Origin of the sequence: Bradyrhizobium aeschynomenes (assembly GCF_013178945.1) — a bacterium.
In the GTDB taxonomy this organism is placed as follows: domain Bacteria; phylum Pseudomonadota; class Alphaproteobacteria; order Rhizobiales; family Xanthobacteraceae; genus Bradyrhizobium; species Bradyrhizobium aeschynomenes.
Map to the genome: position 1 here is coordinate 72,890 of NZ_JABFDM010000006.1, position 25,651 is coordinate 98,540.

At 65.4% G+C, this 25,651-nt stretch carries 23 protein-coding genes and 1 pseudogene; 7 read left to right on the top strand and 17 right to left on the bottom strand.

All coding sequences use genetic code 11. The annotated features are described in order from the left end of the window. Window positions 1–7: 7 nt before the first annotated feature. From HL666_RS18600 to HL666_RS18610, 3 genes are all read right to left on the bottom strand, one after another. Entirely contained in the window at window positions 8–1,894 is a 1,887-nt protein-coding gene (locus HL666_RS18600) for a TRAP transporter large permease (RefSeq protein ID WP_172182893.1), read from the bottom strand. 33 nt (window positions 1,895–1,927) lie between these two features. Further along, complete coding sequence (locus tag HL666_RS18605; protein WP_172182895.1) at window positions 1,928–2,947, bottom strand: TRAP transporter substrate-binding protein; 1,020 nt, start codon at window positions 2,945–2,947, stop codon at window positions 1,928–1,930. A 432-nt stretch (window positions 2,948–3,379) separates the two neighbouring features. Further along, window positions 3,380–3,667 carry a hypothetical protein gene (locus tag HL666_RS18610; RefSeq protein ID WP_172182897.1) on the bottom strand — a complete coding sequence of 96 codons (288 nt, stop codon included), beginning with the start codon at window positions 3,665–3,667 and terminating at the stop codon, window positions 3,380–3,382. A 261-nt stretch (window positions 3,668–3,928) separates the two neighbouring features. Between HL666_RS18610 and HL666_RS18615 the strand changes: the two genes are divergently transcribed. Continuing rightward, window positions 3,929–4,780, top strand: coding sequence for a hypothetical protein (locus HL666_RS18615; RefSeq protein ID WP_172133093.1), 852 nt, complete (start codon window positions 3,929–3,931; stop codon window positions 4,778–4,780). A gap of 114 nt (window positions 4,781–4,894) precedes the next feature. On the opposite strand, the gene HL666_RS18620 is transcribed toward HL666_RS18615, so the two are convergent. From HL666_RS18620 to HL666_RS18640, 5 genes are all read right to left on the bottom strand, one after another. Further along, window positions 4,895–6,361, bottom strand: a complete 1,467-nt coding sequence (locus HL666_RS18620; RefSeq protein ID WP_172108870.1) for an ATP-binding cassette domain-containing protein — start codon at window positions 6,359–6,361, stop codon at window positions 4,895–4,897. Further along, the gene (locus tag HL666_RS18625) at window positions 6,358–7,287 is read right to left on the bottom strand and encodes a branched-chain amino acid ABC transporter permease (protein ID WP_172108868.1); all 930 of its coding nucleotides are present in this window, start codon (window positions 7,285–7,287) and stop codon (window positions 6,358–6,360) included. Before HL666_RS18625 ends, HL666_RS18620 begins: the two co-directional genes overlap by 4 nt. A 2-nt stretch (window positions 7,288–7,289) precedes the next feature. Next, a complete protein-coding gene (locus HL666_RS18630) occupies window positions 7,290–8,165 on the bottom strand; it encodes a branched-chain amino acid ABC transporter permease (RefSeq protein ID WP_172108866.1) in 876 nt (291 codons plus the stop codon). Window positions 8,166–8,241: 76 nt separating this feature from the next. Next, the gene (locus HL666_RS18635; RefSeq protein ID WP_246739020.1) at window positions 8,242–9,474 is read right to left on the bottom strand and encodes an ABC transporter substrate-binding protein; all 1,233 of its coding nucleotides are present in this window, start codon (window positions 9,472–9,474) and stop codon (window positions 8,242–8,244) included. A 320-nt stretch (window positions 9,475–9,794) separates the two neighbouring features. Next, on the bottom strand, window positions 9,795–10,724 hold the full coding sequence (locus HL666_RS18640) for a DUF2167 domain-containing protein (RefSeq protein ID WP_172108862.1): 930 nt from the start codon (window positions 10,722–10,724) through the stop codon (window positions 9,795–9,797). A 256-nt stretch (window positions 10,725–10,980) separates the two neighbouring features. Between HL666_RS18640 and HL666_RS18645 the strand changes: the two genes are divergently transcribed. After that, window positions 10,981–11,796, top strand: coding sequence for a hypothetical protein (locus HL666_RS18645; RefSeq protein ID WP_172133097.1), 816 nt, complete (start codon window positions 10,981–10,983; stop codon window positions 11,794–11,796). A gap of 44 nt (window positions 11,797–11,840) precedes the next feature. On the opposite strand, the gene HL666_RS18650 is transcribed toward HL666_RS18645, so the two are convergent. Further along, entirely contained in the window at window positions 11,841–12,725 is an 885-nt protein-coding gene (locus HL666_RS18650) for a BA14K family protein (RefSeq protein ID WP_246741568.1), read from the bottom strand. Window positions 12,726–12,905: 180 nt separating this feature from the next. Next, window positions 12,906–14,366: a GH1 family beta-glucosidase gene (locus HL666_RS18655; protein ID WP_172182901.1), complete on the bottom strand. Its 1,461-nt coding sequence runs from the start codon at window positions 14,364–14,366 to the stop codon at window positions 12,906–12,908. A 195-nt stretch (window positions 14,367–14,561) separates the two neighbouring features. Between HL666_RS18655 and nthA the strand changes: the two genes are divergently transcribed. From nthA to HL666_RS18675, 4 genes are all read left to right on the top strand, one after another. After that, complete coding sequence (gene nthA, locus HL666_RS18660) at window positions 14,562–15,212, top strand: nitrile hydratase subunit alpha (RefSeq protein WP_172109785.1); 651 nt, start codon at window positions 14,562–14,564, stop codon at window positions 15,210–15,212. Beyond that, window positions 15,212–15,871, top strand: a complete 660-nt coding sequence (gene nthB, locus HL666_RS18665; RefSeq protein ID WP_172182903.1) for a nitrile hydratase subunit beta — start codon at window positions 15,212–15,214, stop codon at window positions 15,869–15,871. Before nthA ends, nthB begins: the two co-directional genes overlap by 1 nt. After that, window positions 15,868–16,257: a nitrile hydratase accessory protein gene (locus HL666_RS18670; protein WP_172182905.1), complete on the top strand. Its 390-nt coding sequence runs from the start codon at window positions 15,868–15,870 to the stop codon at window positions 16,255–16,257. Before nthB ends, HL666_RS18670 begins: the two co-directional genes overlap by 4 nt. A 165-nt stretch (window positions 16,258–16,422) precedes the next feature. Beyond that, window positions 16,423–17,226: a hypothetical protein gene (locus HL666_RS18675; protein WP_172182907.1), complete on the top strand. Its 804-nt coding sequence runs from the start codon at window positions 16,423–16,425 to the stop codon at window positions 17,224–17,226. A 54-nt stretch (window positions 17,227–17,280) separates the two neighbouring features. On the opposite strand, the gene queC is transcribed toward HL666_RS18675, so the two are convergent. After that, window positions 17,281–17,991 carry a 7-cyano-7-deazaguanine synthase QueC gene (gene queC / locus HL666_RS18680; RefSeq protein WP_172108850.1) on the bottom strand — a complete coding sequence of 237 codons (711 nt, stop codon included), beginning with the start codon at window positions 17,989–17,991 and terminating at the stop codon, window positions 17,281–17,283. A 132-nt stretch (window positions 17,992–18,123) separates the two neighbouring features. Here queC and mazG point away from each other — a divergent pair, with 132 nt between their 5' ends. Further along, window positions 18,124–18,942, top strand: a complete 819-nt coding sequence (mazG, locus tag HL666_RS18685; protein WP_172108848.1) for a nucleoside triphosphate pyrophosphohydrolase — start codon at window positions 18,124–18,126, stop codon at window positions 18,940–18,942. A 90-nt stretch (window positions 18,943–19,032) separates the two neighbouring features. Here mazG and HL666_RS34600 read toward each other — a convergent pair. From HL666_RS34600 to ntrX, 6 genes and pseudogenes are all read right to left on the bottom strand, one after another. Next, window positions 19,033–19,230, bottom strand: a pseudogene (locus tag HL666_RS34600) (RES domain-containing protein); the annotation flags it as partial. Between the two features lie 39 nt (window positions 19,231–19,269). Then, window positions 19,270–21,207: a D-Ala-D-Ala carboxypeptidase family metallohydrolase gene (locus HL666_RS18695; protein ID WP_172108844.1), complete on the bottom strand. Its 1,938-nt coding sequence runs from the start codon at window positions 21,205–21,207 to the stop codon at window positions 19,270–19,272. Window positions 21,208–21,234: 27 nt separating this feature from the next. After that, window positions 21,235–22,104: a hypothetical protein gene (locus HL666_RS18700; RefSeq protein ID WP_172108842.1), complete on the bottom strand. Its 870-nt coding sequence runs from the start codon at window positions 22,102–22,104 to the stop codon at window positions 21,235–21,237. 254 nt (window positions 22,105–22,358) lie between these two features. Beyond that, window positions 22,359–23,738 carry a GTPase HflX gene (gene hflX, locus HL666_RS18705; protein WP_172108840.1) on the bottom strand — a complete coding sequence of 460 codons (1,380 nt, stop codon included), beginning with the start codon at window positions 23,736–23,738 and terminating at the stop codon, window positions 22,359–22,361. A gap of 11 nt (window positions 23,739–23,749) precedes the next feature. Then, the gene (gene hfq, locus HL666_RS18710; protein ID WP_006613906.1) at window positions 23,750–23,998 is read right to left on the bottom strand and encodes an RNA chaperone Hfq; all 249 of its coding nucleotides are present in this window, start codon (window positions 23,996–23,998) and stop codon (window positions 23,750–23,752) included. Between the two features lie 271 nt (window positions 23,999–24,269). After that, window positions 24,270–25,640 carry a nitrogen assimilation response regulator NtrX gene (gene ntrX, locus HL666_RS18715; RefSeq protein ID WP_172108838.1) on the bottom strand — a complete coding sequence of 457 codons (1,371 nt, stop codon included), beginning with the start codon at window positions 25,638–25,640 and terminating at the stop codon, window positions 24,270–24,272. Window positions 25,641–25,651: the final 11 nt, after the last annotated feature.

The following is a 25,651-nucleotide window of genomic DNA, read 5'->3' on the forward strand; positions in this document are numbered from 1 at the left end:
CAAGAGTTTACAGGAACCCGGTCGAAATCCACGGAAAAATCGCAACGATGATCAGGCCGATGAGAAGCGCCAGCATGTAGCCCCAGATCGGCCGGATGCCCTCGGCAGGATCGACCCGGCCGATCGCGCAGGCGGCGTAATATCCGACCCCGAACGGCGGCGCGAACAGGCCGATTCCCATCGCCAGGATGACGATCATGGCATAATGCACCTCGTGAACGCCGACGGCGCGCGCGATCGGAAACAGCAAGGGACCGAACAGCACGATCGCCGGGATGCCCTCGAGCACGCTGCCGAGGATCGTGAAGGCCACGATCGAGACTGCGATGAAGGTCGCAGGCCCGCCCGGCAGCCCGGTCATCGCGGCCGCCAGCGAGCGCGAGAAGCCAGACTGCGTCAGGCCCCAGGCCATGCCGGTGGCCGTGCCGATGATCAGCAGGATGGCACCGGACAGCGCCGCGGTCTCGATCAGCATCGGCATCAGCCGGCGCCAGTCGAAGCGACGATAGATCAGCAGGCCGGCGAGCACGCCATAGACGATGCCGATGGTCGAGACTTCTGTGGCTGTGGCGATGCCCTCGACCACAGCGGCGCGGATCACGAAGGGCAGGGCCAGGGCAGGGACCGAGACGACGAACGCCTTGCCGATCTCGGCGCCGGTGGCGCGGCGCACGCCGCTCATGTCCTCGCCCCGATAGCGCCACCACACCAGCGCGCACAGCGTGGCTGCCAGCACCACGCCCGGCAGCAGGCCGCCGGTGAACAGCGCCGCGATCGAGACGCCGGTGACCGAGCCGATGGTGATCAGCACCAGGCTCGGCGGAATGGTCTCGGTCTGCGCGCCGGTCGCGGCGAGCAGGGCGACGAGATCGCCCGGCTTGGCGCCGCGCGCCTTCATCTCCGGAAACAGCACCGGCGCGACCGCCGCCATATCAGCGGCTTTGGCACCGGAGATGCCGGACACGAGATACATCGCGCCGACCAGCACGTAATGCAGTCCGCCGCGGACGTGGCCGAGCAGGCTCGCGAGGAACGCCACCATGGCGCGGGCCATGCCGGTCATTTCGATCAAGAGGCCGAGGAAGACGAACAGCGGCACGGAGAGCAGGATCAGGTGGCTCATGCCCTCGTCCATGCGGCCGACCAGCACCATCAGCGGCGTGCGCGTCGTCAGCGCCAGATAGCCGAAGATCGCGAGCCCGAACGCGAACGCGATCGGCACGCCGGCGAAGACGCAGAAGCCGACCACGCCGACGAAGAAGATCACGAGGTTGAGGTTGCCGAGCGGCTTCAGGACCGGCTGCGCCAGCCAGAACAGCGCCAGGATTGCCGCGATGGACACGACGGCCAGCAGCATCGTCCTGGCGTTTGCCGCGCGCGCCAGGCGGATCAGCGCGAACAGCGCCATCAGGCCGATGCCGACCGGCAGCGCCGCCGCGCGGCAGATGTTGGAGATCTGCAGCGCCGGCGTGGTGATGTAGCTTTCCTCGTAGGCGTATTCCCAGGCCGGCCAGGCGATCATGACCAGGAACGCCAGCGCGGCGGACGTTGCGACGAGATCGAGATAGGCACGCAAGCTCGGGCTTGCGCGCGCCACCATGGCCGTCATGCGCATGTGCTCGCCGCGACGGAACGCCACTGCGGCGCCGAGCATCGCGAGCCACAGGAACAGGATCGAGGCCAGCTCGTCCGACCAGATCAGCGGCTGGTGCAGGACGTAGCGCGCGACCACGCCAGCGAACAGGATGACGATCTCGGCCACGACGAGCAGCGCAGCCGGGATCTCGACCAGGAGGCCGAGCAGGGCCTCCAGCCGGTCGAGCCAGGACCACCGGCGAGGGGTCTCGATGACCACCTCGCTGATGGCTATTTCCGTGAACTCGGCATGCGCCATGACGTCACCCGAACGCGCGCAACTGAGACCAGCCTACGACAGCTTGCCGACCGCCTTTTCCAGCAAACCCCAGGCCTCGTCGCCATACTTGCCCTTCCATTCGGCGTAGAAGCCGGCGGTGCGCAGCTTGTCGCGGAACGGCGCGACGTTGGGCTGATTGAACGTCAGGCCCTTGGCCGCAAGGTCCGCCTGCAGGCCCGCATTGAGCTTGGCGACGTCCTCGCGCTCCTTCACCGCGGCGGCGTTGATGTGCTTGGCGACGGTCGCGCGCATATCGGCCGGCACGGCCTCCCAGGCGCGGCGATTGGCCAGGAACCAGAAGCCGTCCCACATGTGGTTGGTCAGCGAGCAGTATTTCTGGACCTCGTACAGCTTGGCCGTCGAGATGATCGCCAGCGGATTCTCCTGGCCTTCGACGACCTTGGTCTGCAGCGCCGAATAGACCTCGCTGAAATTGATCGAGGCGGGCGCCGCCTCGAACGCCTTGAACATCGAGGTCCACAGCGGCGACACCGGCACGCGGATCTTGAAGCCCTTGAGATCGTCCGGACCGTTGATCGCCTTGGTCGACGATGTCGTCTGGCGGAAGCCGTTGTCCCAGATCTTGTCCATGACCATCAGACCGGCCTTGTTGATCTGGCCGCGCACATAGGCGCCGAGATCGCCGTCCATGGCCTTCCAGACCGTATCGTAGTCCGGAAACGCAAAGCCGATGCCGTTGATGGATGCTGCCGGCACCAGGGTCGCCAGGATCAGGCCGGACAACGTGAAAAACTCGACGCCGCCGGAACGGATCTGGCTCAGCATGTCGGTGTCGGAGCCGAGCTGGTTGTTCGGGAAGATCTGCAGGTCGAACTTGCCGTTGGTCTCGGCCTTGATCGCCGCCGCCATCTCCTTGGCGCGGACGTTGAGCGGATGCGTGTCGGGCAGGTTGTTGGCGTATTTGTAGGTGAACTCGGCGCTCTCAGCGCGCGCGACATGCGGGGCCGCAATCCCACCCAGAACGGCCGAGGCCGCCGTGGCCTTCAACAGCGCGCGTCGTGACAGGCTCATTCTCGTTTCTCCCTGAAGAAGCTTCTTCTTGTTGCATCGCGCCGCGGGCGACGCCGGACGAATCCGGCGACGTCAGCGACATCATCTGCGCTTATTGCAGCGATGGGCCGCAGCAGCAATATCGGCGTTCGCAGCGGGCCATGCGCGGTGCGATTCCCGCCTGTCTGCAAGGTGCGGAAGATCGAGCTGCCGAGGCGTGCCGGAGCGTCCGCCGCGGCCGAAATATGAGGCTTTGGCGCCAAGCCCTTGATCTGTCGCGACATATAAATATTCCATAATATACCTTATGCGAATTGGTCATCTGGGGCTTGGCCAGCGCCCTCTATGGGTCCTCGTCTTCGCTTAGCATCGGGTCTCTCGCTATTTTGGGATTCAGGGCCCGCGTCCCCGCGCGAGCTGTCGCGACCGGACCATGACCAGATCACATGAGCCTCAGGGACCCAGACAGTGATACAACGGAGAATACTGAGCATCGTCAGGCGCGGGAATCCAGTCCATCGGATGGGCACAGAAGCCGCGCGCTTCGGCCAGCATGAGAAAGTCACGAAGCGAGCCGTTGCCGAACGGCGTTTCGTAGTCGAGAATGGCACGAAAGGCCATGCGCGCCCCATCGTTCATGCACGCGAGGCCGAGCTTCGGCAGATGCGACGTCAGTTGGGCGTCGGCGGCGCGGGTGACGGCATGGCGTCGTTTGATCTTCCGCAGCTGGCCAATGGACATCCGTTCATCCTTCGACCGTGTGGCGTTTGCCGCCAATTGATTTGTCTGCTTGTGCGCCCGGCCCTTTGACGCGGCACCCTAGCGGCCAGAGATTGAGGTTCGGCTAAGATCCATGCCCGGTCATCGAAACTGCACGTGGTCTTGTTTCCCTGTGCGAAATCGCCCCTCGTTGGTCACCCCTCAGTCTTCGTTTGGTCAAAGCCCTTGGCCAAATCGCTGGCGGGATTGGGCACGGGCGCATCGCGTACAGGACCCGAGGACATGTCAGTTCAGTCGACGCCGAAGGAAGTTGATCCGGGCGATGTCGCCGCGCTGCCGCCCGAGAAGGACATTTGCGAGGATATCTATCAGCGTGTCCTGGCCGAGGTCCGCGTCCGCATCGATCAGAGGATCGCGGCGATCGAGGCACGGGCGGCAGCTGACGCGGTCGAAGCCGGCGTCATTCCTGCAGACGACGAAGCTGCAGATGTGGAAGCTGTAGATGCGCCTCCGCCCCCACGCCGCCGGCCGCTGTTGCGAGCCGCCGTCACGCTGCTGGCCTCGGCCGGACTGGTCGGCGCTGTCGTCACCTTGGCGCGTGATCATACCGAGGCCATCACATCGGTCACGGACCGGATCGACGCAGCCATTCAGTCCGTCCGCGAGAACCTGCCGAAGACGGCGTCGACCGGCGCGTCCGACACGGTGACCAGTCAACCGCGTGCCGACGATCACGCGCAGATGGACCTTGCCTCAGCACCGCAGCCGGCCATCCCGTTGCCGGATGCCTCCCCCTCGCCCGATACGTCGGCTGGACGATCCAGCGACCCATCCTCGGCGATGGCCGAGGCCACGCCCGAACGGGACATGCCCCCAGCCGGCGATCGCGATATCGCTCCTCTGATCGAGAAGATCGCCCATGATGTCGCCGAGCTGCAGAGCGGGCTCCAGAACCTGAAGGCGAGCCAGGAGCAGGCGAGCCGCGATCACACCAGGGCGATCGAGCAGTTGCAGGCGAGCCAAGACCAGCTCGCGCGCGCATTCCGCGCCTCGAAGGCCGAGCCGGCGACCGTCGGCGCCGCTGCGCGGCTGGCGCCCCGACCGCCGCAGGCGCGCCCTCCCCGGTTTCCATGACGGCAGACCCAGCCGCCCGATTCCGATCGTTCGCGGCGGCTCGGATCTCCGCAGGCATCGCGTGCTCGACAGCATTGAAACGAGCCGGACGATCCCTGCTCTCCGCTCAAAACCTCACAGATAGTTCGCCGCGGCTTCGGCCTCGAATCGACCAGGCGGACCTTCCCAGACGATCCTGGCGTGATCGAGCACATAGACACGGTCGGCGTGCGGCAGCGCGAAGGTGACGTTCTGCTCGCCGAGCAGCACCGTGATGTTCGTCGTCTCGCGCAAGCGATCCAGCGCCTTCGACAGCGTTTCCAGGATGACCGGCGCGAGCCCGAGCGTCGGCTCGTCGAGGATCAGGAGCTTGGGCCTCATCATCAGCGCGCGGGCAATCGCCAGCATCTGCTGCTCGCCGCCGGACAACGTGCGTGCGAGCTGCGGCTGTCGCGACTTGAGAATGGGGAAGAGCCCGAACAGCCATTCGAGGCGGGCGCTGCGCTCCGCGTCTTCCAATGCATTGCCGCCGAGCTCGAGATTTTCGCGTACGGTCATGTCGCCGAACAGCTCGCGCGTTTCTGGGCATTGCACGATGCCGGAGCGCGCGATCTGCGCCGCCGAGCTGCCCAAAAGGCTGCGCCCTGCCCATTTCACCTCCCCGGAATACGGCACGAGACCTGAGATCGCGTTGAACAGCGTCGTCTTGCCGGCGCCGTTGAGGCCGACGACAGAGACGAACTCGCCCTCATGGACGTGCAGCGAGACGTCCTGCAGCGCCTGCGCCTTGCCATAGAGCACGCCGACATTGTCGACCTGCAGTGCGGGCAACACATCCTTGAAGCTCGCCTCCGGCCGCGCAGTCGAGACCAGCGCGCCGCCGAGATAGACGCGCCGGACGGTCTCGTCCTGCATCACGTCGGTCGCCCGTCCCTCGGCGATCCTCTCGCCGAGATACATCGCCAGCACGCGGTCGACCAGCGCCGAGACGCTCTTGACGTTGTGATCGACCAGCAGCACGGCCCTGCCGTCGTCGCGAAACTCGCGGATCAGATTGGAGAAGTCGGCGACCTCGGACGCGGTCAGGCCGGCAAAAGGCTCGTCCACCAGCACCAGCTTGGGGCTGCGCGCCACGGCCTTCGCAAGCTCCAGACGGCGCAGATCGGCAAAGGCGAGTGTCGGCGGCCGCCGGTCGATGACGCCACCGAGCCCGACGCGCTCGGCGATCGATCGCGCCCTGTGGTCCACGTCCTTGTCGGCGAACAGCCGCGTCAGCTTGTCGGGCAGCAGCGCGACCTTGATGTTCTCCAGCACGGTCTGGCGCGCGAGTGGACGGGAATGCTGAAACACCAGCCCGACGCCCATGCGCGCGATGCGGTGCGACGGCAACCCGGCCAGCTCGACGCCATCGAGCTTGACCGAGCCCGCGGTCGGCCGCTCGACGCCCATGACGCTTTTCATCGCGGTCGACTTGCCCGAGCCGTTCGGCCCGATCAGCCCGAGGATCTCACCGGGTCGGATCGAGAAGCTCAGGTTCTTGACGGCGACGAGGCCGCCGAAGCGCTTGGTGAGACCGCTGACCTCCAGCATCGGCGCACTCATGCTCTGGCCCCTCCCCTGATGATGCCGAGGAAACCGTCGGGAAAGAACAGGATGACCGCGAGCGCGATGACCGAGACGATCAGCGTGGCGAGCTCACCAAGCGGCCGCAGCAGCTCGCCCATGCCGATCAGGAAGACCGCACCGATCGCGGCGCCGATCACCGTGCGCCGGCCGCCGAGCACGGCGGCAATGATGATCTGCACGCCGACGCCGACATCGACGAAGGTCGAGACTGACGCCGTCCCCATGTAGAACACCATCAGCGCGCCGGCGAGCCCGGAGAAGAACGCGCTGACGACGAAGGCGGCGAGCTTGTGCTTGGTGACGTTGAAGCCGAGTGCGCCGGCCTGGACCTTGTCCTGGCCGCTCGCCTGCAGGATCAGGCCGATGGCGCTGCGCGACAAGCCGAACAGGATCGCGCCTGAGACCAGCATGAAGCCGAGCGCGATCCAGTAGTTGGTCCTGGCATCGATCGAGATCACGTCGGGCACGGCCAGGCCGATCTCACCGCCGGTGAGCCCCGCCGCGACGACGATGAAGTTCTGCAGCATCAGCACCGCCACCAGCGTGGTCAGGCCGAAATACGGCCCGCTGACGCGCAAGGCCGGCAGCGCCAGCACGACGCCGCCGATCACGGCCGCCAGCGCGCCGGCCGCGATGCACAGCCAGATCGACAGGCCTGGCGAAAAATGCGCATCGAGAATGCCCGCCGTATAGGCGCCGACGCCGATCAGGAAGGTCGGGCCGAAATTCACCTCGCCGGCAAAGCCGAACAGCAGGTCCCAGGACATTGCGAACACGGCCGTGTAGTACGCGACCGTCAACAGCCCGAGGACGTAGCCGGAGACGTAGGTCGGCAGCACCAGCGCGACGAGGACGGTGACCAGGCCGATCCAGAACAGTCGTGATGAAACGAATGCCGGCATGCTCACCTCCGTCCGAACAGCCCTTGCGGGCGCAGATACATGACGACGACGAGCAGCAGCAGCGCCGGGATGGTCCGGTAGGCCGGCGAGATCAGATAGGCCGTCCCCGTCTCCAGATAGCCGACGACATAGGCCGCGATCAGCGAGCCGGAGACGCTGCCGAGGCCGCCGAGCACCACGATCGAGAACGCGCTCGCCGTCAGCGGACCGACGCTGTAGGAGCTGACGCCCAAGAACATGCCGAGCAGGATGCCGGCCACCCCCGCCAGCAGGCCGTAGATGGCCCAGACGGTTAGGTAGATCGACGATAGTTCGATGCCCAGCAAGGTGACGCCGCGCGGATTCATCGACGCCGCCATGACAGCCTTGCCGCGCCTGGTGCGGTTGACCAGGAACCACAACAGCCCGATGGCGACCCAGCAGATCACGGCGGTGAAGTATTCGTTGCGTGGCGTGCGCACGCCGAGCACCGTAGTGACCCCCTCGACGATCGGCAGCACGGTCTTGGCATTGTTGGTGAAAAGATACGCGATCGCCTCCTGGATGATGATGCCCCACAGCAGCGTCGCGGTCAGGATGAAGATCTCCTTCTCCGATTCAGCAATCACCTTGGAGCGCTGGATCGGCCTGACGGCGATGAAGTAGGTGGCGAAGGCCAAAATGAAGCCGGCGAGGACTCCGATCAGCGCGCCGGTGTAGGGCCCGACACCGAATTCGCTGGCGGCAGCCCAGGCTGCAACCGCGGCGCCGACCATGATGGCGCCGTGGGAAAGGTTGAGCACACCCGAGACACCGAAGATCAGTGTGAAGCCGGTCGCGCCAAGGGCATACAGCGCGCTGATGGCAAAGCCATCGATCAAGATCTGCCAGAAAAGCATTGAAAATCGACCTGCAACGTCAGACTGAGGCACCAAGAAAATGGGCCGCTCCTTGAAGGAGCGGCCCCGCGATGCGTCAGTTGCTGGCCGCCTTGAGCTTGATGAAGGACGGCCAGGTGGCGGTGCCGGCGGCGAGCTCCTTGGGCCAGACGTTGACCTGCTTGCCGCTCTGCCATTGCAGCATCAGCCCGGTGATGTAGCCCTTTCCGGTCCGCAGCGCGTGCGGGTTCGGGTCGCCCTTCGGCTTGAAGGCGATGCGGCCGATCGTCCCGACATAGTCGGTCGCTTCCATCGCCTCGACCATCTTGTCGGGATCGGTGCCGCCGGCCCGATGGATCGCATCCGCGATCATGTAGACGTCGTCATAGGAGGTATAGCCGGCATAGGACGGGAAGTTTCCGAACTTCTTCTGATAGGCCTCCACGAACGGCAGCGTCTTCGGCGTCACCGCGACGCCCGGTCCCGACACGGCATTGTACATGACGCCCTCGACGGCGCCGTTGGTGTCTTTCCAGAACGTCGAGTTTGTCGCCTGCGAGGAGATGCCGAACATCGGGATCGGCACCTGCTGGCTCTTCCACTGCACCGTCGGCTGGGTGCCGACATGGGAGATGCCGGTGATCATCACATCCGGCTTCAGGCCTTCGATCTTGTTGAAGATCGGCGTGAAGTCGGTCGTGTCGGGCGACATGCGGATGTGGTCGACGACCTTCAGTCCGATCTCCGGCAGGCACTTCTCGTAGCCGGCATCGAGCGGCGTCGTCCACGCCGCGTCCTCGCTCATGATCACCGCCGTCTTCATCTTGTACGGCTCGACCAGCAGATCCTTGGCGGCGTCGCAGACCAGGCCCGCCAGCGAGGTCGATGTCAGATAGCCGTGGAAGGTGTATTTGAGCTGGTCGTAGTTCTTGGCAATGTTCTGGGTGATGACGTCGGAGGCGGCGCCGGGCGTGATCATCACGGTCTTGAGGCGCCCTGCCCACGGCTCGAGCGCGAGCACGACCTCGGAGATATAGCTCGCAATGACAGCGTTGACCTTGTCCTCACTGACCGCGCGCTGAAAGGCGCGTACCGACTCGGCTGACGACGAATGATTGTCGTAGACGACGATCTCGATCTTGCGCCCGTCGATGCCGCCCTTGGCGTTGATTTCTTCGGCCGCGAGCTGCGCGGCGGGTGCGATCGAGGAGCCGGCGACGGCTTGCGCTTCGGCGATGACGCCGATCTTGATCGGATCTGCGGCCCAGGCCGCCGACGACATGAGCGCAGTTGCGCAGCTCGCAAGCAAGAATGACTTGAGCGAAACCATGAGACCTCCCGAACTTTCTGGTGCGCCTCTGACGGGCGCTCGAGACATATGTGCGCGGACGCGCGACGGCCGCGAACTCGCAACGCTCTGTAAGCCTCTCAGCGTGAATTTGTTCCTCGCGAGCTGCACGGCATGTCACTGGGCAACCATGATGCAATGCAACGTCACGGGCTGCGAGCGGGCGGGAGGGAAGGTCGGGAGCGAAATGGAACTTCTGATCTTGGTTTTCGGCGCGGTTCAAGCGAACGTCCGCCACGCGCCCAGCATCTGGTGGACGTCATGGGTCATGCCGGCGGGAAGCGCCGCCGGCAGCAGCGTCTTCACGGACGACCGCTTGCGCTGTCGTTCCGCCGCTTGCGGCGCACAAAGCTCATGACCGCAGCTCCGACGCCGATGACGGCGAAGACGATGATCTTTGCGAACTTCAGGATGAAGGCGCCGGCCAGGGCCAGCAGGCCGAGCTTCTTGGCGGCGACGCCGCCGACCAGCGCCAGCAATCCATATTCGGCGACCCGGTCCGTGCCAGCGCTGAAATCCTCATAGCGCTTTCCGGCATTGTAGGAGAGATCGGACAGCAGCTCGTGCGCGACCGCCTTGTCGCCCGCGATCCGCTCCGAGCCGGACAGGAGGTTCAGGCTGAAATAGCCGTCGCGTCCGAGCGCGTAGGTGTTGTAGTTGACGTTCTTCGGCGCATCGTCGGGCTGGCCCTTCTCCTTCGCCAGGAGCGACCAGACGAGACGATGCGTCGTCGCGTCGTAGGCGGGTGGCTCGACCCAGCCGACGACAGCCATCTCCGGAAATCCGCGCGCAAGCCGATCCTTGTTCGCCTCCTCCGCGCCGGCGCGCAGATTGCTCAGGAGCTCGTCGGCATTCCAGTTCTTGGCATCGTCGTCTCTGATGTAGCCGTCCTTGATGTGCTTGAGCACCACCATCCAGTCGTCGTTCTGGCGTCTGCCGACGACCAGCCCGACGAAGGTCGCATCGTTGACGACGTTGCCGAGGGCGCGCAGCACACGCAGTCCCTCGCCCTTCGGAACGTAGAAGTAGTCTGGGGGGAGCTTCAGCACGCCCTGATCAGTCAGTGCGACGTCGCTCGGTCCGTCCGTACCGGCCTGGCTCGCGGCCTGCCAGGCCGCCATCAGCTCCGCCTTGCGCGTCGCCTCATCCGCCGGTGCGGCCTGCACGACCGCCGTCAGGCCCACGAATGCCGCGCACAGCACAGCGCACGCGACGGCAACCAAGATTCTCACAAGCGTCGATCCTTCAACCTCAGGACGATCCGCCGAATGCTACCTTGACCGTGCGCATCGATGCAAGGAACCCGGGCTTTTTCCGCGGCTCACCGTCGTTTCGAGGCACCGCTGCGGGGGTGAAGATTGTCCGAAAAGGCCCCCTCCTCGTCACGACGCTGTCTTGCTTTCGGCCAAAGCGGCGGGTCGAGTCACGTTTGAAAATTCAAAGAGAAATCGGCGTCGGCGGCGGGCGTTCAGGGTTTGGGGATCACCAATGCAGTCCACACAGAATGTGCAACAGATCGATCCGAGCGAGATCGGCCTCGCCCCGGAGAAGCCGGAGAAGACCAGCTACGATCAGTTGTATCGGCGGGTCCTGCGCGAGGTGCTGACGCGGATCGACACGCGGCTGGCGGCGATCGAGAAACCGGGCGTGGCGGCGGATGCTGCCGCAGCCGCCAGTACCCGCGACGCTGCAGGTCCTGCGGGCAGCCGCTGGACGCGCATCAAGGCACCGCTCGGCAAGTTGCGCGGCCGCAACGCCGTGGGGCTCGCGCTGCTGGTCGTCCTGGTCGGCGGATCCGTCGCCTGGTCGCAGCGCGACGCCGGCTCGTCGTTGATGGACCGCTGGATGCCTGGCGCGACCGAGGGGACACAGGACGAGGCGTCGGCCCAGCCGGGCAATGAGGACGCCATGATGTCGAACGCCTCGTTGAGAGGATCGGAAGACGGCGCCCGTGAGCCGGGAACGTTGATGCAGCGGATGGCGCGCGACATCGCCGAGCTGCAGCAGGGCATCGAGCAGATCAAGTCCACGCAGGATCAGGCCAGCCGCGATCATACCCGGGCCATCGAGCAGTTGCAGGCCGGCCAGGACCAGCTGATGCGCCTGGTGTCACGGATGTCGAACCAGGCAGCCCAGGCGCGCGGCGCAGGCGCGCCCCCGGCTCCGCCGCAGCAGATCGTGGTGACGCCGCAGCCGCGCACCACGACGGGGCTGGCGCGAAACCAGCCGCCGCAGCAGGGCTCGACGTTCGGGACGTTCCTGACCCGCAACAATTCGGGCATTCAATCGCCGATGCCGCGCTGATCCTGGATCAGCAGCGGCCGCCGGCACGATCCCAGCAATCGCGGTCAGGAGCAGGCGTGGAATTGCCCATCATAGCCGCGATAGGTGCCCTTCGCCGCATCATAGGTGCGGAAGGTCTTGCAGCTGACGCTGCCCCCCTTCGCCTCCCGCTTCAACTCGCTCTTCTTGCCGGCGTTGCGCTTTCGCTTGGCGGGCTTGTCCTGATCGCCATTGGCATGGTGATGGTGCGCGTGACCCTGGCGTTCGGGCTTGGCTGACGGGCTCGCAACGTCCTGCTTGGCGGCAGGCTTGTCCTGAGCGGCCGTCGGCTGCGCGGCCACGGCCGCAGACGGCAATTCGGGCTTGTTGGTCTCGGCTGCAGCAGGCGTTGGCTTCGCCTCCGCAGCGGCGGCAGGCTTCTCGGCAGGCGCTGAGACGGCGGGCTTGCTGTCAGCCTTTTCCTCAGGCTTGTCTTGGGCCGGGGCGGCGGCGTCCTTGGCGACGGCCGGCTGAACGACCGGCTCCGCCGGCTTGACCTCGGTGACGGCGGGCTTGGAAGCGGCATCGGCCTCCGGCTTGGATTCAGCCTTGGACTCGTCGGCCTTCGGCTCTCCGGGTTTGCTGGCTGCCGTTTCCGTCGGCGCCTCGGCGGCAGCCGCCGGCGGTGCGGGTTGGGCGGGCTTTTCGGCCGCCACCTTCTCCGGCTCAGCCGCACCCGCCGGCCGATCCGCGGCCTGCTCCACGGACTTGCCGTCGGTGCCCGCAGGTTTCGCGTCGGCCTCTACGAGCTTGTCGGACGGCGCGGTCGCGGAGCTTTCGGTGGCGGCCTTGGCCGCATCACCCGCCGAGCTCTGCGCCCAGGCGCCGGAGTTCGCGACCGCCCCCACGATGCACGACAACACGGCAGCGCGCAGGATCAGCGCGGGCGAACGAATGACAAAGATTTGCATGCAGGAATTCTCTGTTGAGGAGCCGACAGTCAGCGGTTTACGTCAAATTTCTCGTCCTTTCGCCCCGAAAACCTCGCATACGCAAAAGAGTCGCACGCGGTGTGCTTTCCAGATCATCGATCTGCAATCAGCACGTGAAAATTGCCGCTGATCAATCGACGCCGTGCGCGGCCCACCTGCTCACGCGCTCACGGCGTTGCGCGTGATGACGTGGCGATAATAGGACGCGCTGAGCTTGGGCGTGCGCACCTGGGTGTCGAAGTCGACGTGATAGACGCCGAAACGCTGCTTGTAGCCGAACACCCACTCGAAATTGTCCATCAGGCTCCACAGGAAATAGCCCTTCACCGGCACCCCTTCGGACGTCGCGCGCTGCAACTGGGCGAGATAGTTGCGCAAGTACATCACGCGATCGAGGTCGTGGACCTTGCCGTCGGCCGTGATCATGTCGTCCGACGAGGTGCCGTTCTCGGTAATGTAGATGGTCTTGAGATTCCAGATCTTGGCGGCGAGCTTCGGCACCCAATAGGCCGTCTCGGGCCCGACCAAGAGCCACGGCGAGCTCATATGGGGAAATGAAGCCGGCATCGGCAGCACTTCGAATCCCGCCGGCCGGTCCGAGGCCACGACATAGGCCTGCGGCGCGTAGATGTTGAGCCCGACGAAATCGACCGGCGCGGCGATCGTCTTCAGCTCGTCCGCCGTGAAGACCGGCGCATCCTTGCCCGACCAGGCCAGGAAGCCGTCGGTGTAGCGGCCCTCCAGGATGACGTTGAGGAATCCGGCATTCATCTCGCGCGTCGCGATCTCGGCGGCGCGGATGTTCTCCGGCGTATCGATCGCCGGCAGGCAGGCGGTGATGTTCTCGGCCATGCCGACACGCGTGCCCGCCCGTCCCTGGGCGCGGATCGCCTGGACGGCAAGACCGTGCGCCAGCGCCACGTGATGGCGCGCCTGATTGACCTCCTGCGGCGGCAGCTTCAGGCCGGGCGCATCGACGCCGAGGCCGTAGCCGAACGGGATGAAGCGGCCGCATTCGTTGATGGTGAAGATGGTCTTGACCCGGTCGCTCAGATGCTGCGCGACGTAGCCGGCGTAATGCGCAAAGGCCTTGGCGGTGTCGGCCGAGCGCCAGCCGCCGATGCGGTCCTGCAGCGCCTGCGGCAGGTCCCAATGGTACAGCGTCGCGTACGGCTCGATGCCGTTGGCCAGGAGCTCGTCGACCAGGCGGCTGTAGAAGTCGAGTCCCTTCGGATTGGGCGTCAGCCCGCCATCCGGAAACAACCGCGGCCAGGCGATCGAGAAGCGATAGGCGCGGCAGCCCAGCTCCCTGATGAGCCGTACGTCATCCTTGTAGCGGTTGTAGTGATCGCAAGCGACGTCGCCGGTGCTGGCGTCCTCGATGTTGCCCTGAATGCGCGTGAACACGTCCCAGATCGAGGGGCCGCGGCCATCGGCAGTGGCGCCGCCCTCGATCTGATAGGACGAGGTCGCCGTGCCCCAGACGAAATCGGCGGGGAAACGACGGCTGGCATCTTCCCTCACGGCGGCCTCCTCGGCTTGCGCCGGCCCGTTCGCCGCCCCAAGGGCAGCCAGTCCGGCCAGCTTCGCAAGATCACGGCGGGAGACGTCGTTCGGCATTGATGAACCTCAATCCTCTGGTCGTTTTGCCCCCTGCCCGGCAGGCATCGTCCAACAGGAAGCATAACTCGGCGCCGATTTGAACCTGTGGAACCCGCCGAAATGAAGTTACATTTTCAGCGTGCCTTCGCTACGCCTCACCACCAGGGAAACGCCTTGCTCGACAGTGCAGCGGGATCGCCCTATTTTCACGCCATGACCGATCACGATCACCCCCACGACCATCACCACGATCACTCGGAATTGTCCGAGACCGAGCTGCGTGTCCGGGCACTCGAGAGCATCCTTACCGAGAAGGGCTATATCGACCCGGCCGCGCTGGATGTGCTCATCGAGACCTATGAGAGCAAGGTCGGCCCCCGCAACGGCGCCCAGGTCGTGGCGCGGGCCTGGACCGACCCGGCCTTTCGCGACCGCCTGCTGTCGGATGCCACGCCGGCAATCGGCGAGCTCGGCTATGCCGGGCGGCAGGGCGAGCACATCGTGACCGTCGAGAACACGCCCGAGCTGCACAACATGGTGGTGTGCACCTTGTGCTCCTGCTATCCCTGGCCCGTGCTCGGCCTGCCGCCGGTCTGGTACAAGTCCGCCCCCTATCGCGCCAAGGCGGTCAAGGATCCGCGCGGCGTGCTCAAGGATTTCGGCTTCGAGCTGCCGCCGACGACCAGGATCCGGGTCTGGGATTCGACCGCGGAAATCCGCTATTTCGTGTTGCCGATGCGCCCCGCCGGCACCGACGGCTGGAGCGAGGAGCAGCTTGCGGAGCTCGTCACGCGCGACAGCATGATCGGCACCGGCCTGCCGAAGCGACCCGATGAGGTGCAGCGCTCCGAGGGGCGATCCTGATGGATGGCGCGCATGACATGGGCGGCGCGTCCGGCTTCGGCCCGGTCCGCCCCGAGCCGAACGAGCCGGTGTTTCACGCCCCGTGGGAGCGTCGCGCGCTCGCCATCACGTTGGCGATGGCGATGCCGGGCGGCTGGAACATCGACATGTCGCGCTTTGCGCGCGAGAACCGGCCGGCCGACGATTACCTCGGCATGAGCTACTACCAGATCTGGCTCGCCGGTCTCGCGCGCCTCATGCAGGAGCGCCATCTCGTCGAAGCCGACGAGCTCGCCGCCGGCAAGGTCCTGCATCCGCCGAAGCCCGTCGCGCGCATCCTCACGGCCGACGAGGTTGCTGGCACACTGCGTCGGGGTGGCCCGACGGAGCGCCCGGCAACCAGGCCCGCGCTGTTTGCGGTCGGCGACCGCGTGCGCGCCAAGGACATGCATCCGCCGACCCATACCCGCCTGCCGCGCTACGTCCGCGGCCATCTCGGCCGCATCGAGGCGGTCAGAGGGACGCACGTCTTCCCGGACAGCAACGCACATGGCGGCGGTGAGGATCCGCAATGGCTCTATACGGTGTCGTTCAGCGGCGCCGAGTTGTGGGCCGATGCGCCCGACCCGCTGCTCGAGGTGACCGTCGACGCCTTCGAGCCGTATCTGGAGCGCGCATGACGGGCCCCGATCATCACGCCGCGCTGGCGGCGACGCATGCCTTGCCCGGCATTCCCGTCGATGCCGACGGGCCGGTGTTTCGCGAGCCGTGGGAGGCCCACGCCTTCGCGATGGCGGTGACCTTGCACGCGCGCGGGCTGTTCACCTGGCCCGAATGGGCCGCAGCGCTCGCCGAGGAGATTGCGCGCGCGCAGGCCGAAGGCGATTCCGATTGCGGTGACACTTATTACCGGCATTGGCTCGCGACTCTGGAGCGCCTGGTCGCGGACAAGGGCGTGACCACGTCGGCCAACCTTGCCCGTTACCGCGACGCCTGGGATCACGCTGCCGACCGCACGCCCCACGGCAAGCCGATCGAGCTCTCGCCCGAAGATTTCGCCGGCTGAGCAGCGTTAAGCGCTGGTGACCAGCTTGCACGGCATTTGACGATCATGTCTTAACGGGCCGGTATTCATGACGCGAAGAGCCGTATTTGCGCGAAATTGAACGTTCACGAGTGTGTCCGTAGCGTCCTGCGCATCTTCTGTGCTGAAGTTGAGGGGGACGCCGACATGCCCGCGCCTGAGTCTTTCGCCACCGTCATCGACACGCTCATGAGCGTGCGCCGCGACTATCACGAAAAGCTGAAATCGATCCCGCAATACGAGGCCTTCCTGCTGATCGAGGACTCGACCGAGAAGGCGGCCGGCGCGCTGCATGGCACGGAGGCCTCTGGTTCGTCGATCGCGACCGACGTGATCGACTCGCTGCAATATGCGCGCACCCGGTTCGAGCAGCACATGACCTCGATCCCGCAATATCGCGTGCTCGTGGCGATCGACAGGGTGATCAAGGAAATCTCGCAGCATCTCGGCCTCACCGCGCAAGACGATGCGGCGGACGCGCCGAGTGTGGCTGCAGCCGCCGATCATGCGAAGCCCGAGACCGCCGCTGTGGACGCGGAGGCTGCGAGCACGACCGCGGAGACCGTCGCCGCCGAGGCGGAGGTCGAGCAGGACAATGCCGAGAACGAGGCGGTCGAGCCCGAGGTCGCAGAACGGCCCGCCGCCGAGCCCGCGGAAGCCGAGGTCGAAGCAGAGCCGGACACTCCCGCGCTGCGCGTCGTCGAGGCCAAATCGCCGTCGATCGTGCCCGCGGATCATGAGGCCGATGCCGGCCATGACGACGACATCGTCGTGCTCAACGCGCCAGCCTGGGAGAAGAGCGGCAAGGATGCGAAGGACGACATCACCGCCCGTCTCGCGGCCCAGGCGGCCTCCGCTGCCGTCAACCAGGCCGACGACAGCCATGACGAGGCCGACACCGATCTCGTCGTCGTCAGCAAGCGCGAGCCGTCCGACCACGAAGCGGCCTGACCTCGATCACGTCAATCTGCGCCTGAGGCGGGGCCCGATGGCCCCGCTTTCGTATCAGGACCCGCCGCCGACATACGCGTGCCAGCCATTGGCGCGCAGCTCGCAGGCGGGACATTGACCGCAGCCGTGCCCCCAATCGTGCCGTGCGCCGCGCTCGCCGAGGTAGCAGGTGTGCGACTGGTCGCGGATGAGATCGACGAGGCCCCTGCCCCCGAGATCATGGGCAAGCTGCCAGGTCGCCGCCTTCGACAGCCACATCAGCGGTGTATGCAGTTCGAAGGAACGGGCCATGCCGAGGCTCAGCGCCGTCTGCAGCGCCTTGATGGTCTCATCGCGGCAGTCCGGATAGCCGGAATAGTCGGTCTCGCACATGCCGCCGACGATGTGGCGGATGCCGCGCCGATAGGCCAAGGCCGCAGCAAAGGTCAGGAACACGAGGTTGCGGCCCGGCACGAAGGTGTTGGGCAGGCCGTCGGCGCCGATCTCGATGGCGACGTCGCGCGTCAGCGCTGTCTCCGAGATCGCCGCCAGCGTCGGAATGTCCAGCGTATGCTCGCAGCCGAGTTTGGCCGCCCAGTCGGGGCGCATGTGCGCAAGGCCTTCGAGCAGCCGGGCGCGGCAATCGAGCTCGATCGCATGGCGCTGTCCATAAGCGAATCCGATCGTCTCAACGCGGGCGAAGCGATCGAGCGCCCATGCGAGGCAGGTCGTCGAATCCTGCCCGCCCGAGAACAGCACCAGGGCCGTGTCATCCTGTTCACTCATGCCTCTCCGCTTAGCATCATCATCAGATCCGGCCAACCCGCTGCTCGATGCGCTCTCCGGCCGTTTTTGCTGGGACCAGCGCGTGGCTTGGGGCATACAGGAGCCGATCGAAAGACGCCGTCAGGACCTGCCATGATCCCTTCCCGCGACATCTCACGCCTGATCGAAATCATGGCAGCGCTGCGGACGCCCGTCACCGGCTGTCCTTGGGACGTCGAGCAGACCTTCCAGACGATCGCGCCCTATACGATCGAGGAAGCCTATGAGGTGGCGGATGCGATCACGCGCGAGGATCTCGACGACCTGCGCGAGGAGCTCGGCGATCTCCTGCTGCAGGTGGTGTATCACGCCCGCATCGCCGAGGAGCAAGGCGCGTTCGCGTTCGGTGACGTCGTCGAAGGCATCACGAAAAAGATGATCCGCCGCCATCCCCATGTGTTTCCCGATGCGGACGGCAAGGTCGCCAAGCCCAACAAGGGCAATTGGGATCGCATCAAGGCCGAGGAAAAGGCCGAGCGCGCCGCGCGGCGGCCGGCCGAGGAGCACACCAGCAAGTCCCCGCTGCTATCGGGCGTCAAGGCCGGGCAGCCGGCGCTGGTGCGCGCGATGGAGCTGCAGAAGAAGGCTGCCACCGTCGGCTTCGACTGGAACGATCCACGCGCGGTGTTGCAGAAGATCCGCGAGGAGGCCGACGAGATCGAAGCCGCGCTCGACAAGAGGGACGCGACCGAGCTGACTGCCGAGACCGGCGACCTGCTGTTCGCGCTGGTCAACCTCGCCCGCCACGCCCAAGTCGATCCCGAGACTGCGCTGCGCAGCACCAACGCCAAGTTCGAGCGTCGCTTCGCTCACATCGAGCACGCCCTCGCCGCCAAGGGACGCACGCTTGCGGAGGCCTCTCTCGACGAGATGGACGAGCTGTGGAACGAGGCGAAGCGGTTGGAGAAGTAGTAGAGCAAGCCGAATGGCGGCGGCCGTTCGGCTCCTCGGCGAACTCAGATCGACGACATTCTCGACATCGACGTCATAATAGCAGATCGTCAACGGCTCGAAGCGGTGTTTGAATCCATGCCCCATCTCGAGGGCGCAGGTCTCGACAGTCAATCCCAGGTAAAGCGCCGGAACTCGAATGGGATTGAACCGCCCACCCGGGCTCCTTCCCCTGACGTTGGCGAGAAAGCCCAACTCGGATCGTGCGCCCGATAGGCTAACCCAGCAAACCTCAAGCGAGTCCGCCAAGCGCCACGTAATCGAGAAAGTCCCTCACGGTCTCAGCCATTACCCCGTCCAGTTGGCGTTGGTGCCGCGGGTGTCGACGTGCACGAAGGACCGGTACACACCGATGCCTCCAGAGAAGACGCCGCGTGACCGGTACTCCTTCAGCTTGGCGGCCCAGATCGCCGGCGAGCCGGTGTCACAGCTGAAGTCGATCGCCTTGAACTGCATGTGGAAGCTGTTGACGGCCGATCCGTCGATGCACCTGTTGTAGAGCGGCGAGCGGTAGATGCTGAGGATGCGAATGGGGACGCCGAGGTCCTCCCGCAGCTTGTCGAGCACGGCCGCCGTCGGCGCAATGTTGGGCCACAGCGCTTCCGCCGGATAGGTGTTGAGGCCCTTGCAGGACCCTCCCGTATTCTGGCTTCCGAGGAACAGCAGCTCGTCGGCATCGAAGTGACGGAGGCCGAGTTGCGCGACGAAAGCGGCAAACCTGGCATAGAGCGGCCAGCCGGCATGGGGACTGGTGCCGGCCGCGGCTTCGACCAGCGGCGCCGAGCCACCTACCATCGCGGCTTCGCCCGATTCATCGGTTGGCGCCGTGATCTCGTCCTGCGACGACGTCGCCACGGAGCTGACGAGATCGATGATGGCCGAAGGCGCTGCGAGATCATCTGCGCTCGCCGCGGCAGAGCCGATGCCCCAGCACTCCAGCGAATATTGCGAGTCATGCACGGTGCCGGAGCCGTCGACGAACGTCATCTTGCGCGACAACACGTCCCGGCGCCATTTCGGGCTGCTGCCGTCGGCGATGATCGTCGCGAAGGCCCGCCGCAGCTCGTTGCCTGTCGCCGCGGAATGGCTCGCCTCCAGCAGCAACTCCCGCTCCTCGTTGTCGAGGGAGTTCTGAACGGCCGCGTCGAACCAGAACGCGGCATCCTCGACCGTCACCGGCTTTCCCGACATGAAGTCGGACATGCGAGACCGGGCGGTCTTCCAATAGACTTCATAGGCATGCTCGATCTGGGCGCGCCTGGCCTGCGGATAGGCGCCGACCCGCTTGAAGGCATCCTGCCAGGGCCTCGCCACATCGTACTTCTTCGCGCCGAGCGAGATGCTGTCGGCCCATGCGATCCGCTCGGTCCTGGAGGCGGACAGGATGGACATCAGCTGCGGATAGAGCGCGCCGAACGCCGTTGCAATCGAGCCGGGGCGCAGCGCCTCGATCCTGGTCAGCAGGCGGCCGATCTCGCCGTTTGCGAGCGTGAAGCCGATCAGTCCGAACGTGATGCCGGCGCCGTCGAAATTGCCGACCACACGATCGAACGAGGTGCCTTCGTAGTCGGCGGTGATGTTGAGACAGATATCGAACAATGCGGGAGCGCGTTCGCTGCGCGTGAGCTTCTTCCACTGCGCTTCGTCGATGCCGTCATGCTCCTCGAAGCCATTCGCCCTCTGCCAGCGGCGCAGCGCACCCGCGGTGATCTTGCCGAAGGAGCCGTCGGGCTCCAAGGCCTGGCCGGCCCGGATCAGGGCCGCCTGGAGTGCCATCACCAGCGGGCCATTTGGATCGCGGCAGCCGGCCGGCGCGCGGCCGAGCAGCAGGCGCCCGACCGGCGCGTGCGCGATCGGCGGCGGTGGCGGTGGCGGCGGTACCACGACGTTGGCCGGTCCACCGCCAAGATGGGGCGATGCCGGACCTGCCGGTGTCTTTCCGGCCTTCCGGTCGATCTTGTCCTTGAGCTCGTTGAGATCATCCAGGAAGAAGTTCGCGATGTTGTGCTTGATGCTCTCGATGGCCGTTTCGAGAATGGCACTGAGCCGATTGAGGACCGCGGCCCTTCTGAGCAGCTCGCCGAGCGCGATGTCTTCCTGGAGATCGGCCAGCGCGATGAGCTGCTCACGGATGTCCTGCTGGACCTCGGCGTTGTCCTTCGCTTCGGCAAACGCCGCGCGCAGGCTGTCTCTGGTCTCGTCGATCAGATCGTCCAGCTCGGCCATGAGTGCGTCCCCCTCGAGGGTTGGCGGCTATTTGGTTGCCAGCTCCGCCAGATGCTTGCGGGCGGCCTGGGATGCGGTTTCGAGCTCGGTTGCGACGGTGGTCAGTCCGGTGATCGATCCGCTCAGGGTGGGTGCCGCTTCCGCTGCCGCTCTTGCAAGATCGATCGACTTGATCGTCGCGTCGATCAGGATGACCCAGTCGGCGAGCAGCTTGCGATAGCCCTCGAGCTTCTCGATCTCCTGCTGTGTGAGCTTGCCATCCGCCACGCCCGTTGCGTCGCGCGACCGTCTCAATGTCGCTGCCGTCAGGACAGGGAAGATCGCCTCCGTGCCCTGTCGGAGCTCGACGAGAATGGCCCGCACCGGCTCGTGATACTCGATGACATAGCGGCGGAATTCCTCGCGCGACTGATAGGTCAGCCCCATCTGAACGAACGGCTGCGCCTGGGTGAAGGCCGCCTTCAAGAGTCCGCCGAGAACCTGAATCTTCGCCTGGTTCGCGATCCCGAGCAGCGCTCCGGCTTCACCCGCGGCATCGACGATCTTGCTGTTGAGCTGTCCCACCTTCGCGGTCAGGGTCGCTGCGGTCTGTCCCGTCGCCAGTCCATAGAGGAGTTCGTTGTACGCCTTGACGAGATCGATGGAATGACGGAACGCGGCCGTTCCAGGCGGATCGACGGCATCGGTGTAGTAGCGAGCGAGAGAGGGATCGAACCTCTGCGAGCTCGTCCTGCCGTTGATCGGATGCCGCCGCAAGAAAAGCGCCCGCTCCTGAACGGCGAGCTGATCGAGAATGGCCGTCGAGGCACCATACGTCTTGTCGAATGCTGCCCGGTAAGCTTCGAACTGCTCGACGCCCTGAATGCCGGCGCAGGAAGAGACGGCTAAGCCGACCATCACAATGGCCAGGACTCGCAACCGTCCAACGAACGTCGAATACGCCCTCGCCACGCCCGCCCCCACAAACGAGGTCCAGCTCTGTTGTTGTTATGAGCTCCGACGGTCTTCGCTGTGTCGCTATGAGCTCTGCTGGCCACCCCAAAAGCAATATGGCGAGAGTAAGTCATAATTGGGCACAGTGCAACTCGAAGCTGTCTCAGGGCGCCGCACGACGTTGGTCTCATTCCCGCAGCTGGCGGTGCTCGACCAGTTCACGCCACGCGCGGCACACCATGGTAGCGCTCCACCACGATGTCGCGCTTGGTAGCGTCGACGCGCACGGTCATGTCGTAGTGGCCCTCGTGCAGTTCCTTGGCGAGCACCTCGGCATTGCGATGCAGCCAGGAGATGCCGGCGCCGTCGGCGGCATCGATGGTGAGATCGAGTGTGGTTCGCGCCGCGGCGAGGCGATCCTCGATCGCTTGCAGCAGCGCGTCGACGCCCTCCCCGGTCTCGGCCGAGACCATCAGGCACGGCCGCTCCGGCGGCCGCCGGCTGGCGATGTTGGCAAGGTTCTCGCGCGCCGCGTCGTCGAGCCGGTCGATCTTGTTCCAGACCTCGATGAGGCTGTCGGTCGCCTCGGGATCGATGCCGAGCTGGCTGAGCACCAGCTCGACATCGTGCTGCTGCGCCTCGGCGTCCTCATGCGACATGTCGCGGACGTGCAGAATGACATCCGCCTCCAGCACCTCCTCCAGCGTGGCGCGGAACGCTGCGACGAGTTGCGTCGGCAGGTTGGAGATGAAGCCGACGGTATCGGACAGCATGGCCTTGCCACCATGCGGCAGACTGATTGCACGCAAGGTCGGATCGAGCGTTGCGAACAGCATGTCGGCCGCCTGCACGTCGGCGCGGGTCAGGCGATTGAACAGTGTCGACTTGCCCGCATTGGTGTAACCGACCAGCGCGACCACGCGATAAGGCACGCGCTGGCGGCCCGCGCGATGCAGCCGCCGCGTCGCCTGGACCTTCTTCAGCTCGTTTTCGAGTCGCGTGATGCGATCGCCGATCAATCGCCGATCCGCTTCGATCTGCGTCTCGCCGGGGCCCCCCATGAAGCCGAAGCCGCCGCGCTGGCGCTCGAGGTGGGTCCAGGACCGCACCAGACGGCTGCGTTGATAGTTGAGATGCGCGAGCTCGACCTGCAGCGCGCCTTCCTTGGTCTTGGCGCGGCGGCCGAAGATTTCGAGAATGAGCCCGGTGCGATCGAGCACCTTGGTGTTCCACGCCTTTTCGAGGTTGCGTTGCTGGATCGGCGACAGCGCGCAATCCATCACCACGAGCTCGGCATCCTGGCTGGCGATGACGCCGGCGATCTCGTCGACCTTGCCCTTGCCGAGATAGGTCGCAGGACGAATCTGACCGATCAGTGCGAGGATGGACTCGGCCACGGTGAGATTGATGGCGCGCGCCAGCCCCGCGGCCTCGTCGATCCGCGCCTCGACGTCACGCATTTCGGATTGGCTGGCCGACGCGCCGTCGTCACCGCGTCGTGTCCGCAAATACGGGCCGACCACGATGACTCGGCCCGTTGTCTTGACGTCATCCGGCCTCGCAAGGCCGATGGTCCCTTCGCGATCCCTGGGTTCCAATCAGGTTACTCTCACGCAGAGGCGTCCTCGCCGCCTTCGAACAGCTGGATCGGCGCGCCAGGCATGATGGTGGAGATCGCATGCTTGTAGACGAGCTGCGAATGACCGTCGCGCCGGAGCAACAGGCAGAAATTGTCGAACCATGTGACAATCCCCTGCAGTTTCACGCCATTGACCAGAAAGATCGTCAGCGGAGTCTTGGTTTTGCGGACATGGTTGAGAAAGGTGTCTTGTAGGTTTTGTGCGCGGTCTGCCGCCATTGTTGTTATCTCGCAGTCTTGTGCTTTTTCTTATTGAACCTCCGACGATCCGATCGCAGGCCCCGGATTCGTCGAGGTGGCCCATGGTCCATTGAGATCCCCCTCGAGGGACCATGGGATGCCGGATTAGAAGACAGGCGAGCATATTAGGCAAGCCGCTTGCAGCGAAGCCGGTTCCAAAAGAACCGGATTCGCCCGTAAAATTCCGGAACTGGACGAATTTTCCAATGTAAATTCGTCCAGCTCGGCAATTTTGGCCGGCCCGCGCGGATCACCCCACCCCGAGCGCCTTGAGCTTGCGATGCAGAGCCGAGCGCTCCATGCCGACGAACTCCGCGGTGCGCGAGATGTTGCCGGAGAAGCGGCTGATCTGCGCGATCAGATAATCGCGCTCGAACACCTCGCGGGCCTCGCGCAGCGGCAGCCCCATGATGTGCTCGCCATTGTTGCTGGTCGGCATCGCCGGCACCATCGAGCCGACGTCGGGCGGCAGCATGTCGGCGGTGATGATCACCTCCGGCCCGCCGGCGGCGAGAATCATCACGCGCTCGACGTTGTTGCGGAGCTGGCGGACGTTGCCGGGCCAGACGTGCGACTGCAGCACCGCCATTGCGTCCTGGCCGATCTGCCGCTTCGGCAGACCGGTCGTGACCGAGATCTGGTCCATGAAATAGTCGATCAGCTCGGGAATGTCCTCGCGCCGCTCCGACAGCGGCGGCACGCGGATCGGAACCACCGAGAGACGATGATAGAGATCCTCGCGGAAGCGGCCGCTGGCGATCTCCTCCTCCAGGTTCCGCGCCGTCGACGAGATGATGCGCACGTCAACGTGCACCTTGGTGGTGCCGCCGGCGCGCTGGAAGGTCTGATCGACCAGCACACGCAGAATCTTGTTCTGCGTCTCCCGCGGCATGTCGGCGATCTCGTCCACGAACAAGGTGCCGCCATGCGCCTCTTCGAGCGCGCCGGTCTTGCGCGACTGCTCGCCGTTGGACTGCTCGATGCCGAACAGCTCCTCTTCCATCCGTTCCGGCGTGATCGCGGCGGCGTTGATGACGACGAACGGTCCTTCGGCGCGCGGCGATTGCGCGTGCAGCGTGCGCGCGGCAAGCTCCTTGCCGGAGCCGGGAGGACCGACGATCAGGATGCGACTGTTGGCCTTGGCGGCGCGCTCGATGGTCTGGCGCAGCTGATTCATCGACGGCGAGCGGCCGGTCATCGCGCTTGCGGTCGGCGCCAGCTGCTTGAGCTCGCGTACCTCGCGCTTCAACCGGGAGGTCTCCAGCGCCCGCGTCGCGACCAGGATCAGGCGGTCCGACTTGAATGGCTTCTCGATGAAGTCGTAGGCGCCACGCTTGATCGCCGCGACCGCGGTCTCGATGTTGCCGTGGCCGGAGATCATCACGACCGGCAGATCCGGGTGATCCTTCTTGATCTGCTCGAGCAGCTGCAGGCCATCGAGCTTCGAGCCCTGCAGCCAGATGTCGAGAAACACGAGATTCGGCCGGCGGCCCGCGATCTCGGCGAGCGCCGAATCGCTGTCGCGAGCCGTTCGAGTCGTGAAGCCTTCGTCGTCCAGGATGCCGGCCACCAGCTCCCGGATATCGGCCTCGTCGTCGACAATCAGAATATCACTCGCCATGGGTCACGCCT